We start from the raw sequence: 14,336 nt of genomic DNA, 5'->3' as shown, positions 1-14,336 counted from the left end.
TTCTCCCCCTTGCGGCTTTTCTTCAGCGTAGGTCTCGGCCCGCCGTTGCGGCAGTGAGCGTCTCGGCAGGGAACAGCCCCAGCCGGTGAGCCGTCGCCGCCGCCTCGCCCCGGCCGGAGACGCCGAGCTTGCCGAGGATGTTGGAGACGTGGACGCTCGCGGTCTTCGGGGAGATGAACAGCTCCTCGGCGATCTGGCGGTTGGTGCGGCCGGCCGAGACCAGGCGCAGGACGTCCCGCTCCCGGCTGGTCAGGCCGAGGGCCGCGGCCGGGTCGGCGGAGGCGAGGGCCTGCCGGGGCGCGCGGGTCAGGGTGAGGCGGGCGCGCTGGGCGAGCCGGGCGACGGTGCCGGCGAGAGACCGGGCGTCGAGGTGGTCGGCGACGGCGGCGGCCAGCCGGAGCAGTTCCACCGCGCGGTCGCGTTCGTCGTCGCCGCCGTCGGCCAGGAGGGCTCCGGCGAGGCGGTGGCGGACCCGGGCGAGCTCGTAGGGGCGGTCCAGGCACTCGAAGGCGGTGACGACCTGCGCCCAGTCGTCGCTGGTGTCCACGCCCTCCGCGCGGCGCAGCTCGGCGCGGGTCCACTGGTCGTAGGCCTGCCAGAGCGGGGCGCCGGTGGCGAGGCCGCGTACGGCATTGCCCAGGCGGTCGAGGATCTCGGCGCGGCCCGGCCCGGCGGCGGGCAGGGTGCGGGCCTCGGCCTCCGCGGTGGCGGCGGCCCGCAGCAGCGGCCAGCCGTAGCGGTGGGTGCCGAGTGGGAAGCCGCCGTCCAGGGCCCGGAGCAGTTCGGCGCGGACGTCGGCGATACGGCCCTCCTCGGCGGCGACACCGAGGGCGACCCGGGCCAGGGGCAGGGAGAGCTGGGGCATGGGGTCGTGCGTGCCGTAGTGGGCGCGGGCGGCGGCGAGTTGGCGGCTCGCCTCGGCGAGGTCGCCCCGGGCCAGGGCGAGATGGGCCAGGCGCAGGGCGCCCTGGCCGCGCGGCTTGGCACTGTGGCCGACCCGGGTCGCGTGGGCGGCGGTCTCGGCGGCCTCCGCCCAGTCGCCGAGCGAGTAGAGCGCCTCGGACAGGTTGCCCCGTATCCATGACTCGGCGTCCATCTGCCCGTGGGCGCGGGCGAAGTCGATGCCCTCGCGCAGGAGGGGGACGGCCTCTCGGTCACGGCCGATGCTCTGCAGCTCGGACGGCAGGTTCACATAGGCGCGGCCCGCGACATAGTGCACACCCTCCGCGAGGGTGTCCCGCAGCACCTGCCGCATCTCCGCGAGGCCGGTCTCGGTGTCGCCCGCGTCCACCCTGAGGCCGCCGAGGGTGAGGCGGGCGTGCAGTTCGATGTCGCGGGCGCCGACCATGCGCGCGTACTCCACGGCCCGCTCGGCGGCGGCGAAGGCCTCGGGTCCGGGACGGTGCAGCATGGACCAGCCGGCGGCGAGGGCCAGCACCTCGGCGTGCACCTCGGACGGCGGCAGGCCGCGCACCAGGTCCTGGGCGGTGGCCAGTTCCTGCCAGCCGTCGCCGCGGGCCAGGGCCTGGACGAGCCGGGAGCGCTGCACCCAGAACCAGGCGGCGCGCAGGGGGTCCGGCTCGTCCTCCAGGAGGCGCAGGGCCCGCTTGATGATCTTCAGCGCGCGTTCGCGTTCCCCGCCGAAGCGGCCCGCGACCGCCGCCTCGGCCATCAGGTCGAGATAGCGCAGCGGTGCGGTGGCCGGGTCGCAGCCGCACGGAGGGTAGACCTCGGTGTAGTCGACCGGGCGCAGGGCGGAGCGCACCTCCTGCGGGGCGCTGTCCCACAGCTCCATCGCCCGCTCCAGAAGCCCGAGTTGCTCGGTGTAGGCGTGCCGGCGGCGGGCCACCACGGAGGCGTCCAGGACGGCGGGCAGGGCCTTGGCGGCGTCGTGGGCGTGGTACCAGTAACTGGCCAGGCGCATCACGCGCGCGTCGGCGGGGACGAGCGTGGGGCCGGCCTCCAGGGCCTCGGCGTAGCGGCGGTTGAGCCGGGAGCGTTCGCCGGGCAGCAGGTCGTCGGCGACGGCCTCGCGGACCAGGGAGTGCCGGAAGCGGTAGCCGTCGCCGGCCGGGGTGACGGTGAGGATGTTGGCGCCGACGGCGGCCCGCAGCGCCTCGATGAGGTCGTCCTCGCCGAGCTGCGCGACGGCGGCGATCAGCCGGTACTCCACGGTGGAGCCGCCCTCGGCGACGATCCGGGCGACCCGCTGGGCGCTCTCGGGCAGCGCCTCGACCCGGACCAGGAGCAGGTCGCGCAGGGAGTCGGTGAGGCCGGTGCAGCAGCCGTCGCAGGCGGCGACGGCGAGTTCCTCGACGAAGAAGGCGTTGCCGTCGGAGCGTTCGAAGATCTCGTCGACCTGCGCGGGGGCGGGTTCGGCGGCGAGGATGCCGGCGATCTGGCGGCCCACCTCCTCGCGGGTGAAGCGGGCGAGTTCGATGCGGCGGACGGTGCGCAGCCGGTCGAGCTCGGCGAGCAGGGGGCGCAGCGGGTGGCGGCGGTGGATGTCGTCGGAGCGGTAGCTGGCGAGGACGAGGAGCCTGCCTGCGCGCAGGGTGCGGAAGAGGTAGGCGAGGAGGTGGCGGGTGGAGGCGTCGGCCCAGTGCAGGTCCTCCAGGACGAGCACGACCGGGTGGTCGGCGGCGATCCGCTCCAGCAGCCGGGCGGTGAGTTCGAACAGGCGGGCCATGTCCTGCTCGTCGTGGCGGCCGGTGCCGGCCTCGCCCAGGTCGGGCAGGAGGCGGGCCAGTTCCTCCTCCTGTCCCTGGGCGGCGGCGGCGAACTGAGCGGGCAGGGCGTCGCGCAGGGCGCGCAGCGCGGTGGAGAAGGGCGCGAACGGCAGCCCGTCGGCGCCGATCTCCACACAGCCGCCGACGGCGACGACCGCGTGGCGGCCGGCGGCCGTAGCGAACTCCTCGACGAGGCGGGTCTTGCCGACCCCGGCCTCGCCGCCGAGCAGCAGCGCCTGGGGCTCGCCGGCGCGGGCGCGGGCGAGCGCGTCGTTCAAGGTGTCCAACTCGTCGGCGCGGCCGACGAACACGGGACTGACGGACCTGGTCTCCACGGGCCCGAGCATCGCATGAGGTCCGGATGGCGTGGCAGCGGTTTTCCACAGACCCGGTGCGATTGTCGTACCGCCGGCCGGAGAAGTCGCAGCACCGGACGGAAGGGTCGTACGACCGGGATGGGCAGTCGTACGACCCCGGTCCGGGAGGTCCGGAGGGCGGCCGACCCCCGTACGGCCACCCTCCGTGCCGGCCCCGTCCGTCGGCCCGGTGGTCACGCCGTGCGGGGGGTCCGGTGCCGGCGCGACCGCTCGGTATGGGACTCGGCGACCGCGCCGTCGTGGCCGGCGGAGGCCTCGCGGCGGGCGGCGCGGCGGGCCCGGGCGGCCTCGCGGGCCAGGCGCACCTGCTCGGCGTCGTGGATCAGCTGGGCGGAGCGCATCTTGTGGATATCGAACTCGATCATGACGTGTCCTTCGAGGAGAGCCGGTGTCGTGCGTCGCGTTCTGCGATGCCTCCACCTTCGTCTCCCAGGGGGGTGCGCCACATCGGGAGAGTTCCGCATCTTCGCCCGGCGTACGGGCCGCACGCGCGCGTAAGGGGCCTTAGGGAGTCCCTGAGGTGCTTACGGACTCCCTAAGGCCCCTGCGGACCTGCGGGTTCTCAGCCGGCCGAGGGCAGGGCCAGCAGGGCGTCGGAGTACTTCAGGACGGCCAGCAGCAGGCCGACGGCCCCGAGCGAGACGCCGGCCCAGGAGACCGACTTGATCCAGTGCGCCTGCGGGCGGCCGGGAGCACCGAAGGCGGGCCGGGCGAGCACGACGACGCCGGTGAGCAGCGCGGCCAGCGCGAACAGGCCGGCCCACAGGGCGGTGCTGTGCCAGGCGTTGCCGTAGACCGCCTTGATCTGGGTGGCGACGCTCGCGGTGGAAGGGGTCCGCAGCTGACCGACGAGCTGCTCACGGGCGCCCGCGACGGTACCGATCCAGCCGCCGCTGAGCGAGACGAGGCCCAGCGCGGCCGAGACGACGGCACCGGCGCCCTGACCGACTCCGGAGGGCACCTTCTCCTCCGCGGGTTCCTGCTCGCCGGCGGCCTCCTCATCGACGGCGCCCGCCTGCCCGGAGCCGTCCTCGACAGCCTCCGCCCGCGCGGATTCCTCCTCAGTGGTGGCGGCCTCCCCCGCCGTCCTCTCGTCGTTCCGCGCCTCGGCGCCTTCCTCTGTCTTCGTAGCCATGCCCGGCACCGTACGGACGCTGTCTGAGAGGCGTCTTAATGATCGCCGGTCGTCAGTGATCGTCGTGCGTGCCACGCGCGCGTGCCGCGCGCCATTCGTGGGCGAGCACCGACCAGATCTCGGTACTGGTGCGCACGCCCCGGTGCGGGTAGTTCTCGCGGAGCACGCCCTCGCGGGTCATGCCGAGCCGGCGGGCCACGTTGATGCTGGGCGCGTTGGCCGAGGAGGCGTACCACTCCACGCGGTGCATGCCGCGCTCCTCGAAGGCCCACTCCAGCAGCACCCGCATGCCCCGCGTGACCAGCCCGCGCCCGGCCGCCGCGGGCTCCAGCCAGCAGCCGGCCTCGCAGACCCCGCTCGGGGTGTCCCACACCCGGAACAGCAGGCCGCCGACCAGCTTGCCGTCCAGCCAGATGCCGTGCAGGCTGCCGGCGTCGGCGCCGCGCTTGTCGGCGTAGGACTTCAGGTAGGCGCGGGCGGAGTCCAGGTCGGTGATCACGTCCGCCAGCCCGATGTGCCGGCCGATGAACTCCCGCCCGCGGTCGATGTCGGCGAGGAGTTCCTCGGCGTGCCAGACCTCCAGCGGCCGCAGCTGTGCGCCGTCGTCACCCAGGGATATCGCGTACATCGCGCTGCTCTTCCTTCCGCAGTTCCGCCACCGAGACCCTGCCGAGCCTCTCATGCGCGGCACGGCACTCGGGCGGCTCGATGCTGACGCGGGGCAGGCGGCGCTCCAGCCAGGCGGGCAGCCACCAGTTGGCGGCGCCCAGCAGATGCATCAGCGCGGGCACGAGGAGGGTGCGCAGGACGAAGGCGTCCAGGGCGACGGCGGAGGCGAGCGCGATGCCGAACATGGCGATCACGCGGTCGCCGCTGAGCACGAAGGCGAGGAAGACCGAGATCATGATGACCGCGGCGGAGTTGATGACCCGGCTGGTCTCGGCCAGGCCCACGCGGACGGCGCGCCGGTTGTCGCCGGTCTCCAGCCACTCCTCGTACATCCGGCTGACCAGGAAGACCTGGTAGTCCATGGAGAGGCCGAAGAGGACGGACACCATGATCACGGGGAGGAAGGGCTCGATGGGTCCTGCCCGGCCGAGACCGAGCAGTTCGCTGCCCCAGCCCCACTGGAAGACGGCGACGACGATGCCGAACGCGGCGGCCACGGCGGCGATGTTCATCACCGCGGCCTTCAGCGGGATCCCGAGCGAGCGGAACGCGACGAGCAGCAGAAGACAGCCGAGCCCGATGACCGCGCCGACGAACAGCGGCAGTTTGCCGACGATCACACCCGCGAAGTCGTCGTACCCGGCGGTGACCCCGCCGACCTGGATGTCGAGGGAGGTGCCGGTCTCCGCCCGCGGCAGCACCCTGGTGCGCAGCCGGTCCACGAGGTCGCTGGTGTCCTGGGACTGCGGGGCGGAGGCGGGGACGACGGTGAGGTAGGCGGTGCCGCCGCCGGTGCCGTAGGTGGCCGGGGTGACGGAGGCGACGCCCGGGGTGGCGCGCAGGGTCGTGTCGAGATTGTCCAGGGCGAGCCTGTCGGCGGCGCCGTCCACGCGCGCCACCAGGGTGAGCGGCCCGTTGACGCCCGGTCCGAAGCCCTCGGCGAGCAGGTCGTAGGCCTTGCGGGTGGTGGACGTGCGCGGGTCGTTGCCCTGGTCGGAGGTGCCCAGGTGGAGGGAGAGCGTCGGCAGGGCGAGCAGCGCGATGACGGCGAGGGCGAGCGAGCCGAGCAGCTTGGGGCGGCGCTCGACGAGCGCCGACCAGCGGGCGGCGAGACCGGTGGGCAGCTCCGGGCGCGGCCCGTGCTCGGCGAGCCGGCGCCGTTCGCGGCGGCTGAGGGCCCGGGGGCCGATGTACGACAGCAGGGCGGGCAGCAGGGTGACCGAGGCCGCGACGGTGAGCAGGACCGTCAACGAGGCGGCCACGGCGACCCCGTTGAGGAAGCTCAGCCGCAGGATGAACATCCCCAGCAGAGCTATGCACACCGTCGCACCCGCGAAGACGACGGCGCGTCCGGTGGTGGCCACGGCGTTCACGGCGGCCTCGGTGACGCTCAGGCCGCGTTTCAGCCCGCGCCGGTGCCGGGTGACGATGAACAGCGCGTAGTCGATGCCGACGCCGAGGCCGATGAGCATGCCGAGCATGGGCGCGAAGTCGGCGACGGTCATGGCGTGTCCGAGCAGCCCGATGCCCGCGTAGGCGGTGCCGACGCCGACCAGGGCGGTGGCGATGGGCAGGGCCGAGGCGGCGAGCGAGCCGAAGGCGAGGAACAGCACCACGGCCGCGACGAGCACGCCGACCAGCTCAGCGGTGTGCTCGCGCGGGGACGCGGTGAGCCCGATGGCGCTGCCGCCCAGTTCCACCTGGAGCCCGTGACCCTCGGCGGCCTTGGCGGTACTGACCACGGCCTGCGCCTCGGCCTTGCCGATGTGCTCGGCCTCCTGCGTGAAGGTGACGGCGGCGTAGGCCGTACGGCCGTCGGCGCTGATCCGGTGCGCGCCCTGGTTGCCGTACGGGCCGCTCACCGAGGCGACGCCGGGCAGCGAGGCGATGCGGTCGAGGGTGCGGGTCATGGTCCGCTCGACGCCGGCGGCGCGGACGGTGCCGGTGGTGGTGTGCCAGACGACGGTGTCGCTGTCCCCGCCCTGGCCCGGGAAGCCCTCCTTGAGCAGCTGCGCGGCGCGGCCCGCCTCGGTGCCGGGGACGTCGTAGGAGTTCGAGTACGACGAACCGGCCACGGCGGCGGCCGTGGTGACCCCGCCGAAGGCGAGGAGCCACAGCAGCACGGCGATCAGCCGATGCCGGACACACCAACGGGCGAGGTCTGCCACGGACGTGCTCCCAGGGATGATTTGTGGATCTTTGACCGGGAACGATCGTCCATAGACTGAACAGCCCGCAAAGAACGCATGAGCAATCGCAAGACACTCTTGCAGGCGAAACTGATCGTTTGCCGTGATCATGAGCTTATTCACAGGAGTGCGAGGGACATCACAGGACACTCCGGCGAACTCTGTCGCCTCATAAGGTTTTCGTAAGCGAGCAAGGGGCAGTACACCTGGTTCGGTGTACTGCCCCTCGGGACCGTTCCGCGGTGTCCCTCAGTCCTCGCTGACGCCCAGCTTCTGAAGGATCAGCTCCTTGACGCGGGCCGCGTCGGCCTGACCCCGGGTCGCCTTCATGACCGCGCCGACCAGGGCACCGGCCGCGGCCACCTTGCCGCCACGGATCTTGTCCGCGACGCCCGGGTTGCCGGCGATGGCCTCGTCGACGGCGGCGGTCAGCGCGCCCTCGTCGGAGACGACCTTCAGGCCGCGCTTGTCGACGACCTCGTCCGGGGTGCCCTCGCCCGCGAGGACGCCCTCGATGACCTGACGGGCCAGCTTGTCGTTCAGGTCACCCTTCGCGACCAGCTCGGTGACCCGGGCCACCTGCGCGGGCGTGATCGCCAGTTCGTCCAGCGCCTTGCCGGACTCGTTGGCGCTGCGCGCCAGTTCACCCATCCACCACTTGCGGGCGGAGGCGGCGTCGGCACCGGCGTCGATCGTGGCGACGATCAGGTCCAGCGCACCGGCGTTGGTGATCGCCTGCATGTCGGTGGCGGAGATGCCCCACTCGGCGAGCAGCCGGGTGCGGCGGGCCAGCGGCAGCTCGGGCAGCGCCGCGCGGATCTCCTCGACCCACTCGCGCGAGGGCGCGACGGGCACCAGGTCGGGCTCCGGGAAGTACCGGTAGTCCTCGGCCTCCTCCTTGGTACGGCCGGAGGTGGTGGAGCCGGTGTCCTCGTGGAAGTGGCGGGTCTCCTGGACGACCTTGCCGCCGTCGTTCAGCACGGCGGCGTGGCGCATGACCTCGAAGCGGACCGCGCGCTCCACCGAACGCAGCGAGTTGACGTTCTTGGTCTCGCTGCGGGTGCCGAACTTGTCGGCGCCCTTGGGCATCAGCGACAGGTTGACGTCGCAGCGCATCTGGCCCATCTCCATGCGGGCCTCGGACACGCCGAGGGCACGGATGACCTCGCGCAGCTCACGGACGTACGCCTTCGCCACCTCGGGGGCGCGTTCGCCGGCGCCCACGATCGGCTTGGTGACGATCTCGATGAGCGGGATGCCGGCGCGGTTGTAGTCCAGCAGCGAGTGCTGCGCGCCGTGGATCCGGCCGGTCGCGCCACCCACGTGGGTGGACTTGCCGGTGTCCTCCTCCATGTGGGCGCGCTCGATCTCCACGCGGAAGGTCTCGCCGTCCTCCAGCTGCACGTCGAGGTAGCCGTTGAAGGCGATCGGCTCGTCGTACTGGGAGGTCTGGAAGTTCTTCGGCATGTCCGGATAGAAGTAGTTCTTCCGGGCGAAGCGGCACCACTCGGCGATCTCGCAGTTCAGCGCGAGACCGATCTTGATCGCCGACTCGACGCCGGTCGCGTTCATGACCGGGAGCGCGCCGGGCAGGCCGAGGCAGACGGGGCAGGTCTGGGTGTTCGGCTCGGCGCCGAGCGCCGTCGAACAGCCGCAGAACATCTTGGTCTTGGTGCCGAGTTCGACATGGACCTCGAGGCCCATGACGGGGTCGTACGACGCCAGCGCGTCCTCGTACGACACCAGGTCGGTCGTGGTGGTCACGGTGAAAACTTCCCTCTCAGCCCAGCAGGACGTCGTCGTCGCCCAGCCGCTTCAGCTCGCGGTAGAGGATCGCGAGGCCGGTCACGATGGCCACGGCGGAGACCGTGGCGTCGACCAGCCGCAGCGTGTCGTGCTCGGCGCGGGCCTTCTTGATCTGCTTGGCGACACCGAACGCGCCGAACGCGGTGGTGGCCATCGACAGGTACGTACCGGACTTGGACTTCTTGAAGTCCTTGGCCTTGGACAGCTTGCTCACAGCGACGGAGCCTCCTCCAGCAGCGGGTGACCCCACTTTTCCACGAAGGCGGCCTCGACGGCGGCGCCCACCTTGTACAGGCGGTCGTCCTTCATCGCGGGCGCGATGATCTGCAGGCCCACCGGGAGGTTGTCCTCCGGGGCGAGGCCGCAGGGCAGGGACATGGCCGCGTTGCCCGCCAGGTTGGTCGGGATGGTGCACAGGTCCGCGAGATACATCGCCATCGGGTCGTCGGCGCGCTCGCCGATCGCGAAGGCGGTGGTCGGCGTCGTCGGCGAGACGATGACGTCGACCTGCTCGAAGGCCTTCTCGAAGTCGCGCGTGATGAGCGTGCGCACCTTCTGGGCGGAGCCGTAGTAGGCGTCGTAGTAGCCACTCGACAGCGCGTACGTGCCGAGCATGATGCGGCGCTTCACCTCGGGACCGAAGCCGGCCTCGCGGGTGAGGGAGGTGACCTCCTCGGCCGAGTGGCCGCCGTCGTCGCCGGTCCGCAGGCCGTAGCGCAGGCCGTCGAAGCGGGCGAGGTTGGAGGAGCACTCGGACGGCGCGATCAGGTAGTACGCCGACAGCGCGAGGTCGAAGGACGGGCAGTCCAGCTCGACGATCTCGGCGCCCAGCTCCTTCAGCAGCTCGACGGACTCGTCGAAGCGCTGGATGACACCGGCCTGGTAGCCCTCGCCGCGGAACTGCTTGACCACGCCGACGCGCATGCCCTGCACGGAGCCGTTCCTCGCGGCCTCGACCACGGGCGGGACGGGGGCGTCGATGGAGGTGGAGTCCATCGGGTCGTGCCCGGCGATGACCTCGTGCAGGAGGGCCGCGTCCAGGACCGTACGGGCGCAGGGGCCGCCCTGGTCGAGGGAGGACGAGAAGGCGACCATGCCGAAGCGGGACACCGCGCCGTACGTCGGCTTCACGCCGACCGTGCCGGTGACGGCGGCCGGCTGGCGGATGGAGCCGCCGGTGTCGGTGCCGATGGCGAGCGGCGCCTGGAAGGAGGCCAGCGCGGCGGAGGAACCGCCGCCGGAACCGCCGGGGATCTTGGTGAGGTCCCAGGGGTTGCCGGTCGGCCCGTAGGCGCTGTTCTCCGTCGAGGACCCCATGGCGAACTCGTCCATGTTGGTCTTGCCGAGGATGACGACGTCGGCGGCCTTCAGCCGCTTGGTGAGCGTCGCGTCGTACGGCGGGATCCAGCCCTCGAGGATCTTCGAGCCGACGGTCGTGGGCACGCCCTCGGTGGTGAAGATGTCCTTGAGCGCGAGCGGGACGCCGGCCAGCGGGCCGAGCTTCTCGCCGCGGGCCCGCTTCTCGTCCACGGCACGGGCCTGGGCGAGGGCGCCCTCGCGGTCGATGTGCAGGAAGGCGTGCACCTTCTCGTCGACGGCCTCGATCCGGGCGAGGTGGGCCTCGGTGACCTCGACGGCCGTGAGCTCGCCGGAGGCGATCTTCTCGGCGATCTGCGCGGCGGTGAGCTTGATGATGTTGTTGTCCGTCATGGCGGTCACTCCTCCCCCAGGATCTGCGGCACCTTGAAACGCTGCTGCTCCTGGGCCGGGGCGCCGGAGAGCGCCTGCTCGGGGGTGAGCGAGGGACGGACCTCGTCCGCCCGCATGACGTTCGTCAGCGGGAGCGGGTGCGAGGTCGGCGGTACGTCTTGGTCGGCGACCTCACTGACGCGGGCGACCGCGCCGATGATGTCGTCCAGCTGTCCCGCGAAGTGGTCGAGTTCTTCGGGCTTCAGCTCCAGACGCGCCAGCCGGGCGAGGTGGGCGACCTCCTCGCGCGTGATGCCAGGCATGCAGCGATCCTCTGGGGTGAGTGTGTGTGGTTTGAGTCCCAATCCTATGGGGCGGGGCCGGGTGGCCGTGAAACGGTTTCCCCGGCCGCCGGCGCGTCAGCCCCGGCGGCCCTCCCAGACCTCGCTCTTGAGGAAGTGGTTGTCGTACCGGTCCTGCACCTCGAGGATGCTCTCCGGGGTGGCCTCGCCGAGGCGGATGCGCTGCAGGTGGCGGAAGTACTCGAAGCGCTCGATGCCCGGGGCGAAGACGATGAGGATGTCCGCCGGGGCCTCCGGGACGGCGGCGAAGGCGTGCGGCTTCTCCGGCGGGACGATGACGAGGTCACCGCGCTCCGCGGTCACGATGTCGTCACCGGAGAGGATCTCGGCACACCCGTCGAGCAGGTAGAACATCTCCGCCCCGCTGTGGTGGAGGTGGGGCCGCGCGCCGTCGGCGCCCTCGGCCAGGGTGACGCGCACGGTGGACAGCGCCCCTCCGGTCGCACTCTGGTCGGCCAGCAGCTGGACGCCGACGGGTGCACCCCCGACCACCTCGGCCTCGGCGCCGCGCACGATCACGGAATCGTCGAACTTGGGCACGAACAGCGACATGATGCGTTCCCTTGTGTTGTGGTCAGACCGCGAAAAGCAGTCCGGCGCCGATCAGTAGGACGATCGCGGTGGCGAAGTGGATGCCGAACGCGACAGCCTTCTTCCCGCCATGGCGCAGGACCATCAGGGTGTCGACGAACGGGACGAGTGCCACGCAGACCATGAACCACGCCTCGGCGCGGGCACCGGCGGCGGCCGGCAGGACCAGGCCCAGCAGCCCGAAGGCGCCGTCCCCGAGGCCCTTGATCGACAGGTAGGCGCGGCGTCGCCCCGGGGGTCGGCGGCGACGCCGTAGCCTGGCCGCGGCCGGGCCCCAGTGAGGCTGGTGGACGGTGACCACACACCGGCCGGCCGCCGGGATCGAGTACAGCCGGCCGGTCCTCTACAGCCACTTCAAGGGCAAGGACGCGATCATGGCGGCGGTCGCGGTGCAGGGCTGCGCCGACCTGGCGGCGGAGCTGCGGGAGGCGCGGACGGCGGCACCGGGCACGCGGGAGGCGCTGATGGCGGTGGCGGAGACGTACACGTCCTTCGCGCGGCGCCGGCCGGCCCTCTACGACGCGATCTTCACCCACCTGGTGGACATGCGTTCGCCACCACGGGCTGGCGACGCTGATGTGGAGCGGGCGGCTGCCGGAGGAGGCGCACGAGAGGCGCCTGGAGCTGCTGATCAGCCACTTCACGGGTGGCTGAGCGCCCCATGGGGCACGAGGCCGTGTCGATACGCGGCTCCGCCGCGTGGGCGCGGCCGGGCGCCCCCTACTCGGCGGCAGGCAACGCCGCGCGAGGCCGTTGCCACCCACGGGACCCCCGCGCCAGCAACCACGCCGTGGCCTCCTCGGGCGGCATCGCCGCGGCGACGAGCCACCCCTGTACGGCGTCACACCCGAGGTCCCGCAGCCGCTCCCACGTCTCGTCGTCCTCGACCCCCTCGGCGACGACGAGCAGCCCCAGGGAATGCGCGAGATCGACCGTGCAGCGCACGATCTCCGCGTCCTCGGTGTCGACGGCCAGCCGTGCCACGAACGACCGGTCGATCTTCAGCTCGCTCACCGGCAGCCGCCGCAGATGCACCAGGGACGAATACCCGGTGCCGAAGTCGTCCAGCGACATCTTCACGCCGTGCCCGGTCAGACCCGCGAGAGTGTCCGCGGCCCGCTGCGGGTCCTCCAGCAGCACATGCTCGGTGATCTCCAGCTGCAGCGCCCCCGGAGGGACCCCGTGCCGGGCCAGCCGCGCGGCGACCGAGCCCGCGAAACCGGGCGTGTGGACGTCGCGCGGGGAGACGTTGACCGCGACCGGCACCCTCAGGCCCTGCGCGCGCCACTTGGCGACCTGCCCGAGCGCCGTCTCCAGGACATATTCGGTCAGATGGGGCATCAGCCCGGAGGACTCGGCGATCGCTATGAACTCGTCCGGAGGAACCTTCCCGCGCTCGGGGTGCACCCAGCGCACCAGCGCCTCCAGGCCGGCGACCTGACCGTCGAAGCGGACCTTGGGCTGGTAGTGCAGCTGCACCTCGTGGGCGTCCAGCGCCCGGCGCAGATCGCCCAGCAGGCCGAGCCGGTCCGGGGTGTTGGAGTCCCGCTTGGACTCGTACACCTCGACGCCCGTACGGTCCCTTTTCGCCTGGTACATCGCCACATCGGCGCGCCGCAGCAGTCCTTCTGCGTCCAGGGCGTGGTCGGGGAAGACGGCGACGCCGGCGCTGGCCTCCAGGACGAGGGTGAGCCCGTCGAGGTCCAGCGGGGAGCTGAGCGCGGCGACGAGGCCGCGGGCGACGCGCGTGGCCGAGGTCGTGGAGTCGGCGACGGGAAGTAACACGGCGAACTCGTCGCCGCCGAGCCGCGCGGCCTCCGCTCCGCGCGGCAGGGCGAGCCGCAGCCGGTCGGCGATCTGGAGCAGCAGCCGGTCACCCGCGAGATGACCGAGCGTGTCGTTCACCGACCGGAAACGGTCGAGGTCGATCAGCATGAGGGCGGAACGGGCGCCGATGCGTTCGGCGTCGTCGAGGGCCGTCCAGATCCGCTCCAGCAGCCACTGCCGGTTGGGCAGGCCGGTCAGCGGGTCGCGCAGCTGCTCCTCGGCACGCGCGCGTGCCATCCACAGCGTGGAGTCGAGGGCGATGAGCGGGATGGCGAACAGCGGGAGCAGGATCGGCTCCGCGTCGGCGACGACGCACAGCAGTGGCGCGATGCCGAGCAGCGCGACGGCGAGCAGGCCCTGTCTCACCAGGGCGGTACGGGCCACGGTGGGCACCTTGCCGCCGCGCGGGACGTACAGGTACCACTGCAGGCCGCGGCTGACCGCGAGGTAGGCGACGGCGGCGAGGACCACCTCGGGCGCGGCGGTGAAGCTCCAGCTGTCGGGCCGCCAGGGCGTCTCGACGCTCGGGACGCGGCCGAACGCGCCGAGCAGCAGCGCGCCGGCGCCGATGCCGAGGATGTCCACCGCGCCGTGCAGCACGCCCTGCCGGCCGCGGTGGCGCCGGGCGATGCCGACCAGGACGACGACGGTGAGGCTGACCATGCCCGCCGGCACCCAGCCGTAGAGCAGCAGGACGGCGAGGGTGAGCGCGGCGCCGGAGCCGGTACCGCCCCACCAGCGGGCGCGGCCCAGCATGACGAGGTGGCCGACGATGACACCGGTGAGCAGGGCGAGCGACCAGCCCACGGTGCCGCTCGGGAAGAGGGCGTGATGGCCGGTGAAGGCACGGTAGAAACCGGCGCCCAGGACGAGCGCGGCGGCGGCCACGACGGCCGCGGGCAAGGTGGGCCAGGTGCGGTGCCGTTCGGGGTCGGCGCCGGCGCCGGCCAGGCCGGGGGCGG

12 protein-coding genes and 1 pseudogene are annotated in these 14,336 nt (G+C 72.5%); 1 reads left to right on the top strand and 12 read right to left on the bottom strand.

What is annotated here, in order from left to right:
- Positions 1 to 22 precede the first annotated feature (22 nt).
- The 11 genes from ABT288_RS39675 to ABT288_RS39625 form a co-directional block, all read right to left on the bottom strand.
- Positions 23 to 3,076 (bottom strand): helix-turn-helix transcriptional regulator, encoded by a 3,054-nt coding sequence (locus ABT288_RS39675; RefSeq protein WP_351618780.1) that lies wholly within the window; start codon positions 3,074 to 3,076, stop codon positions 23 to 25.
- A 203-nt stretch (positions 3,077 to 3,279) separates the two neighbouring features.
- Positions 3,280 to 3,471: a hypothetical protein gene (locus ABT288_RS39670; protein WP_351618778.1), complete on the bottom strand. Its 192-nt coding sequence runs from the start codon at positions 3,469 to 3,471 to the stop codon at positions 3,280 to 3,282.
- A 197-nt stretch (positions 3,472 to 3,668) separates the two neighbouring features.
- Positions 3,669 to 4,241: a hypothetical protein gene (locus tag ABT288_RS39665; protein WP_351618775.1), complete on the bottom strand. Its 573-nt coding sequence runs from the start codon at positions 4,239 to 4,241 to the stop codon at positions 3,669 to 3,671.
- Between the two features lie 52 nt (positions 4,242 to 4,293).
- Complete coding sequence (locus ABT288_RS39660; protein WP_351618772.1) at positions 4,294 to 4,869, bottom strand: GNAT family N-acetyltransferase; 576 nt, start codon at positions 4,867 to 4,869, stop codon at positions 4,294 to 4,296.
- Entirely contained in the window at positions 4,847 to 7,078 is a 2,232-nt protein-coding gene (locus ABT288_RS39655; RefSeq protein ID WP_351618771.1) for an MMPL family transporter, read from the bottom strand. Before ABT288_RS39655 ends, ABT288_RS39660 begins: the two co-directional genes overlap by 23 nt.
- A gap of 270 nt (positions 7,079 to 7,348) precedes the next feature.
- Positions 7,349 to 8,863, bottom strand: coding sequence for an Asp-tRNA(Asn)/Glu-tRNA(Gln) amidotransferase subunit GatB (gene gatB / locus ABT288_RS39650; RefSeq protein ID WP_351618768.1), 1,515 nt, complete (start codon positions 8,861 to 8,863; stop codon positions 7,349 to 7,351).
- A 16-nt stretch (positions 8,864 to 8,879) separates the two neighbouring features.
- Positions 8,880 to 9,119 (bottom strand): hypothetical protein, encoded by a 240-nt coding sequence (locus tag ABT288_RS39645; RefSeq protein ID WP_228625348.1) that lies wholly within the window; start codon positions 9,117 to 9,119, stop codon positions 8,880 to 8,882.
- The gene (gene gatA / locus ABT288_RS39640; protein ID WP_351618765.1) at positions 9,116 to 10,615 is read right to left on the bottom strand and encodes an Asp-tRNA(Asn)/Glu-tRNA(Gln) amidotransferase subunit GatA; all 1,500 of its coding nucleotides are present in this window, start codon (positions 10,613 to 10,615) and stop codon (positions 9,116 to 9,118) included. Before gatA ends, ABT288_RS39645 begins: the two co-directional genes overlap by 4 nt.
- Positions 10,616 to 10,620: 5 nt before the next feature.
- Positions 10,621 to 10,917: an Asp-tRNA(Asn)/Glu-tRNA(Gln) amidotransferase subunit GatC gene (gene gatC / locus ABT288_RS39635; RefSeq protein ID WP_006130840.1), complete on the bottom strand. Its 297-nt coding sequence runs from the start codon at positions 10,915 to 10,917 to the stop codon at positions 10,621 to 10,623.
- A gap of 96 nt (positions 10,918 to 11,013) precedes the next feature.
- A complete protein-coding gene (locus ABT288_RS39630) occupies positions 11,014 to 11,508 on the bottom strand; it encodes a cupin domain-containing protein (RefSeq protein ID WP_351618761.1) in 495 nt (164 codons plus the stop codon).
- A gap of 22 nt (positions 11,509 to 11,530) precedes the next feature.
- The gene (locus ABT288_RS39625; RefSeq protein WP_351618758.1) at positions 11,531 to 11,848 is read right to left on the bottom strand and encodes a DUF4267 domain-containing protein; all 318 of its coding nucleotides are present in this window, start codon (positions 11,846 to 11,848) and stop codon (positions 11,531 to 11,533) included.
- Between ABT288_RS39625 and ABT288_RS39620 the strand changes: the two are divergent.
- Positions 11,829 to 12,201, top strand: a pseudogene (locus ABT288_RS39620) (TetR/AcrR family transcriptional regulator); the annotation flags it as partial. The gene ABT288_RS39625 and the pseudogene ABT288_RS39620 sit on opposite strands and share 20 nt — an antisense overlap.
- Before the next feature lie 66 nt (positions 12,202 to 12,267).
- Here ABT288_RS39620 and ABT288_RS39615 read toward each other — a convergent pair.
- A complete protein-coding gene (locus tag ABT288_RS39615; RefSeq protein ID WP_351618809.1) occupies positions 12,268 to 14,325 on the bottom strand; it encodes a putative bifunctional diguanylate cyclase/phosphodiesterase in 2,058 nt (685 codons plus the stop codon).
- Positions 14,326 to 14,336: the final 11 nt, after the last annotated feature.

The sequence above is a fragment of the Streptomyces sp. NPDC001093 genome, assembly GCF_040298985.1.
GTDB lineage: Bacteria > Actinomycetota > Actinomycetes > Streptomycetales > Streptomycetaceae > Streptomyces.
Note: the sequence above shows the minus strand (reverse complement) of the source record. Positions and strands in the feature narration are given on the sequence as shown.

Coding starts and splice junctions, on each gene's coding strand:
- ABT288_RS39675 (WP_351618780.1), bottom strand. CDS start 3,076: ATGCTCGGGCCCGTGGAGACCAGGTCCGTCAGTCCCGTGTTCGTCGGC.
- ABT288_RS39670 (WP_351618778.1), bottom strand. CDS start 3,471: ATGATCGAGTTCGATATCCACAAGATGCGCTCCGCCCAGCTGATCCAC.
- ABT288_RS39665 (WP_351618775.1), bottom strand. CDS start 4,241: ATGGCTACGAAGACAGAGGAAGGCGCCGAGGCGCGGAACGACGAGAGG.
- ABT288_RS39660 (WP_351618772.1), bottom strand. CDS start 4,869: ATGTACGCGATATCCCTGGGTGACGACGGCGCACAGCTGCGGCCGCTG.
- gatA (WP_351618765.1), bottom strand. CDS start 10,615: ATGACGGACAACAACATCATCAAGCTCACCGCCGCGCAGATCGCCGAG.
- gatC (WP_006130840.1), bottom strand. CDS start 10,917: ATGCCTGGCATCACGCGCGAGGAGGTCGCCCACCTCGCCCGGCTGGCG.
- ABT288_RS39630 (WP_351618761.1), bottom strand. CDS start 11,508: ATGTCGCTGTTCGTGCCCAAGTTCGACGATTCCGTGATCGTGCGCGGC.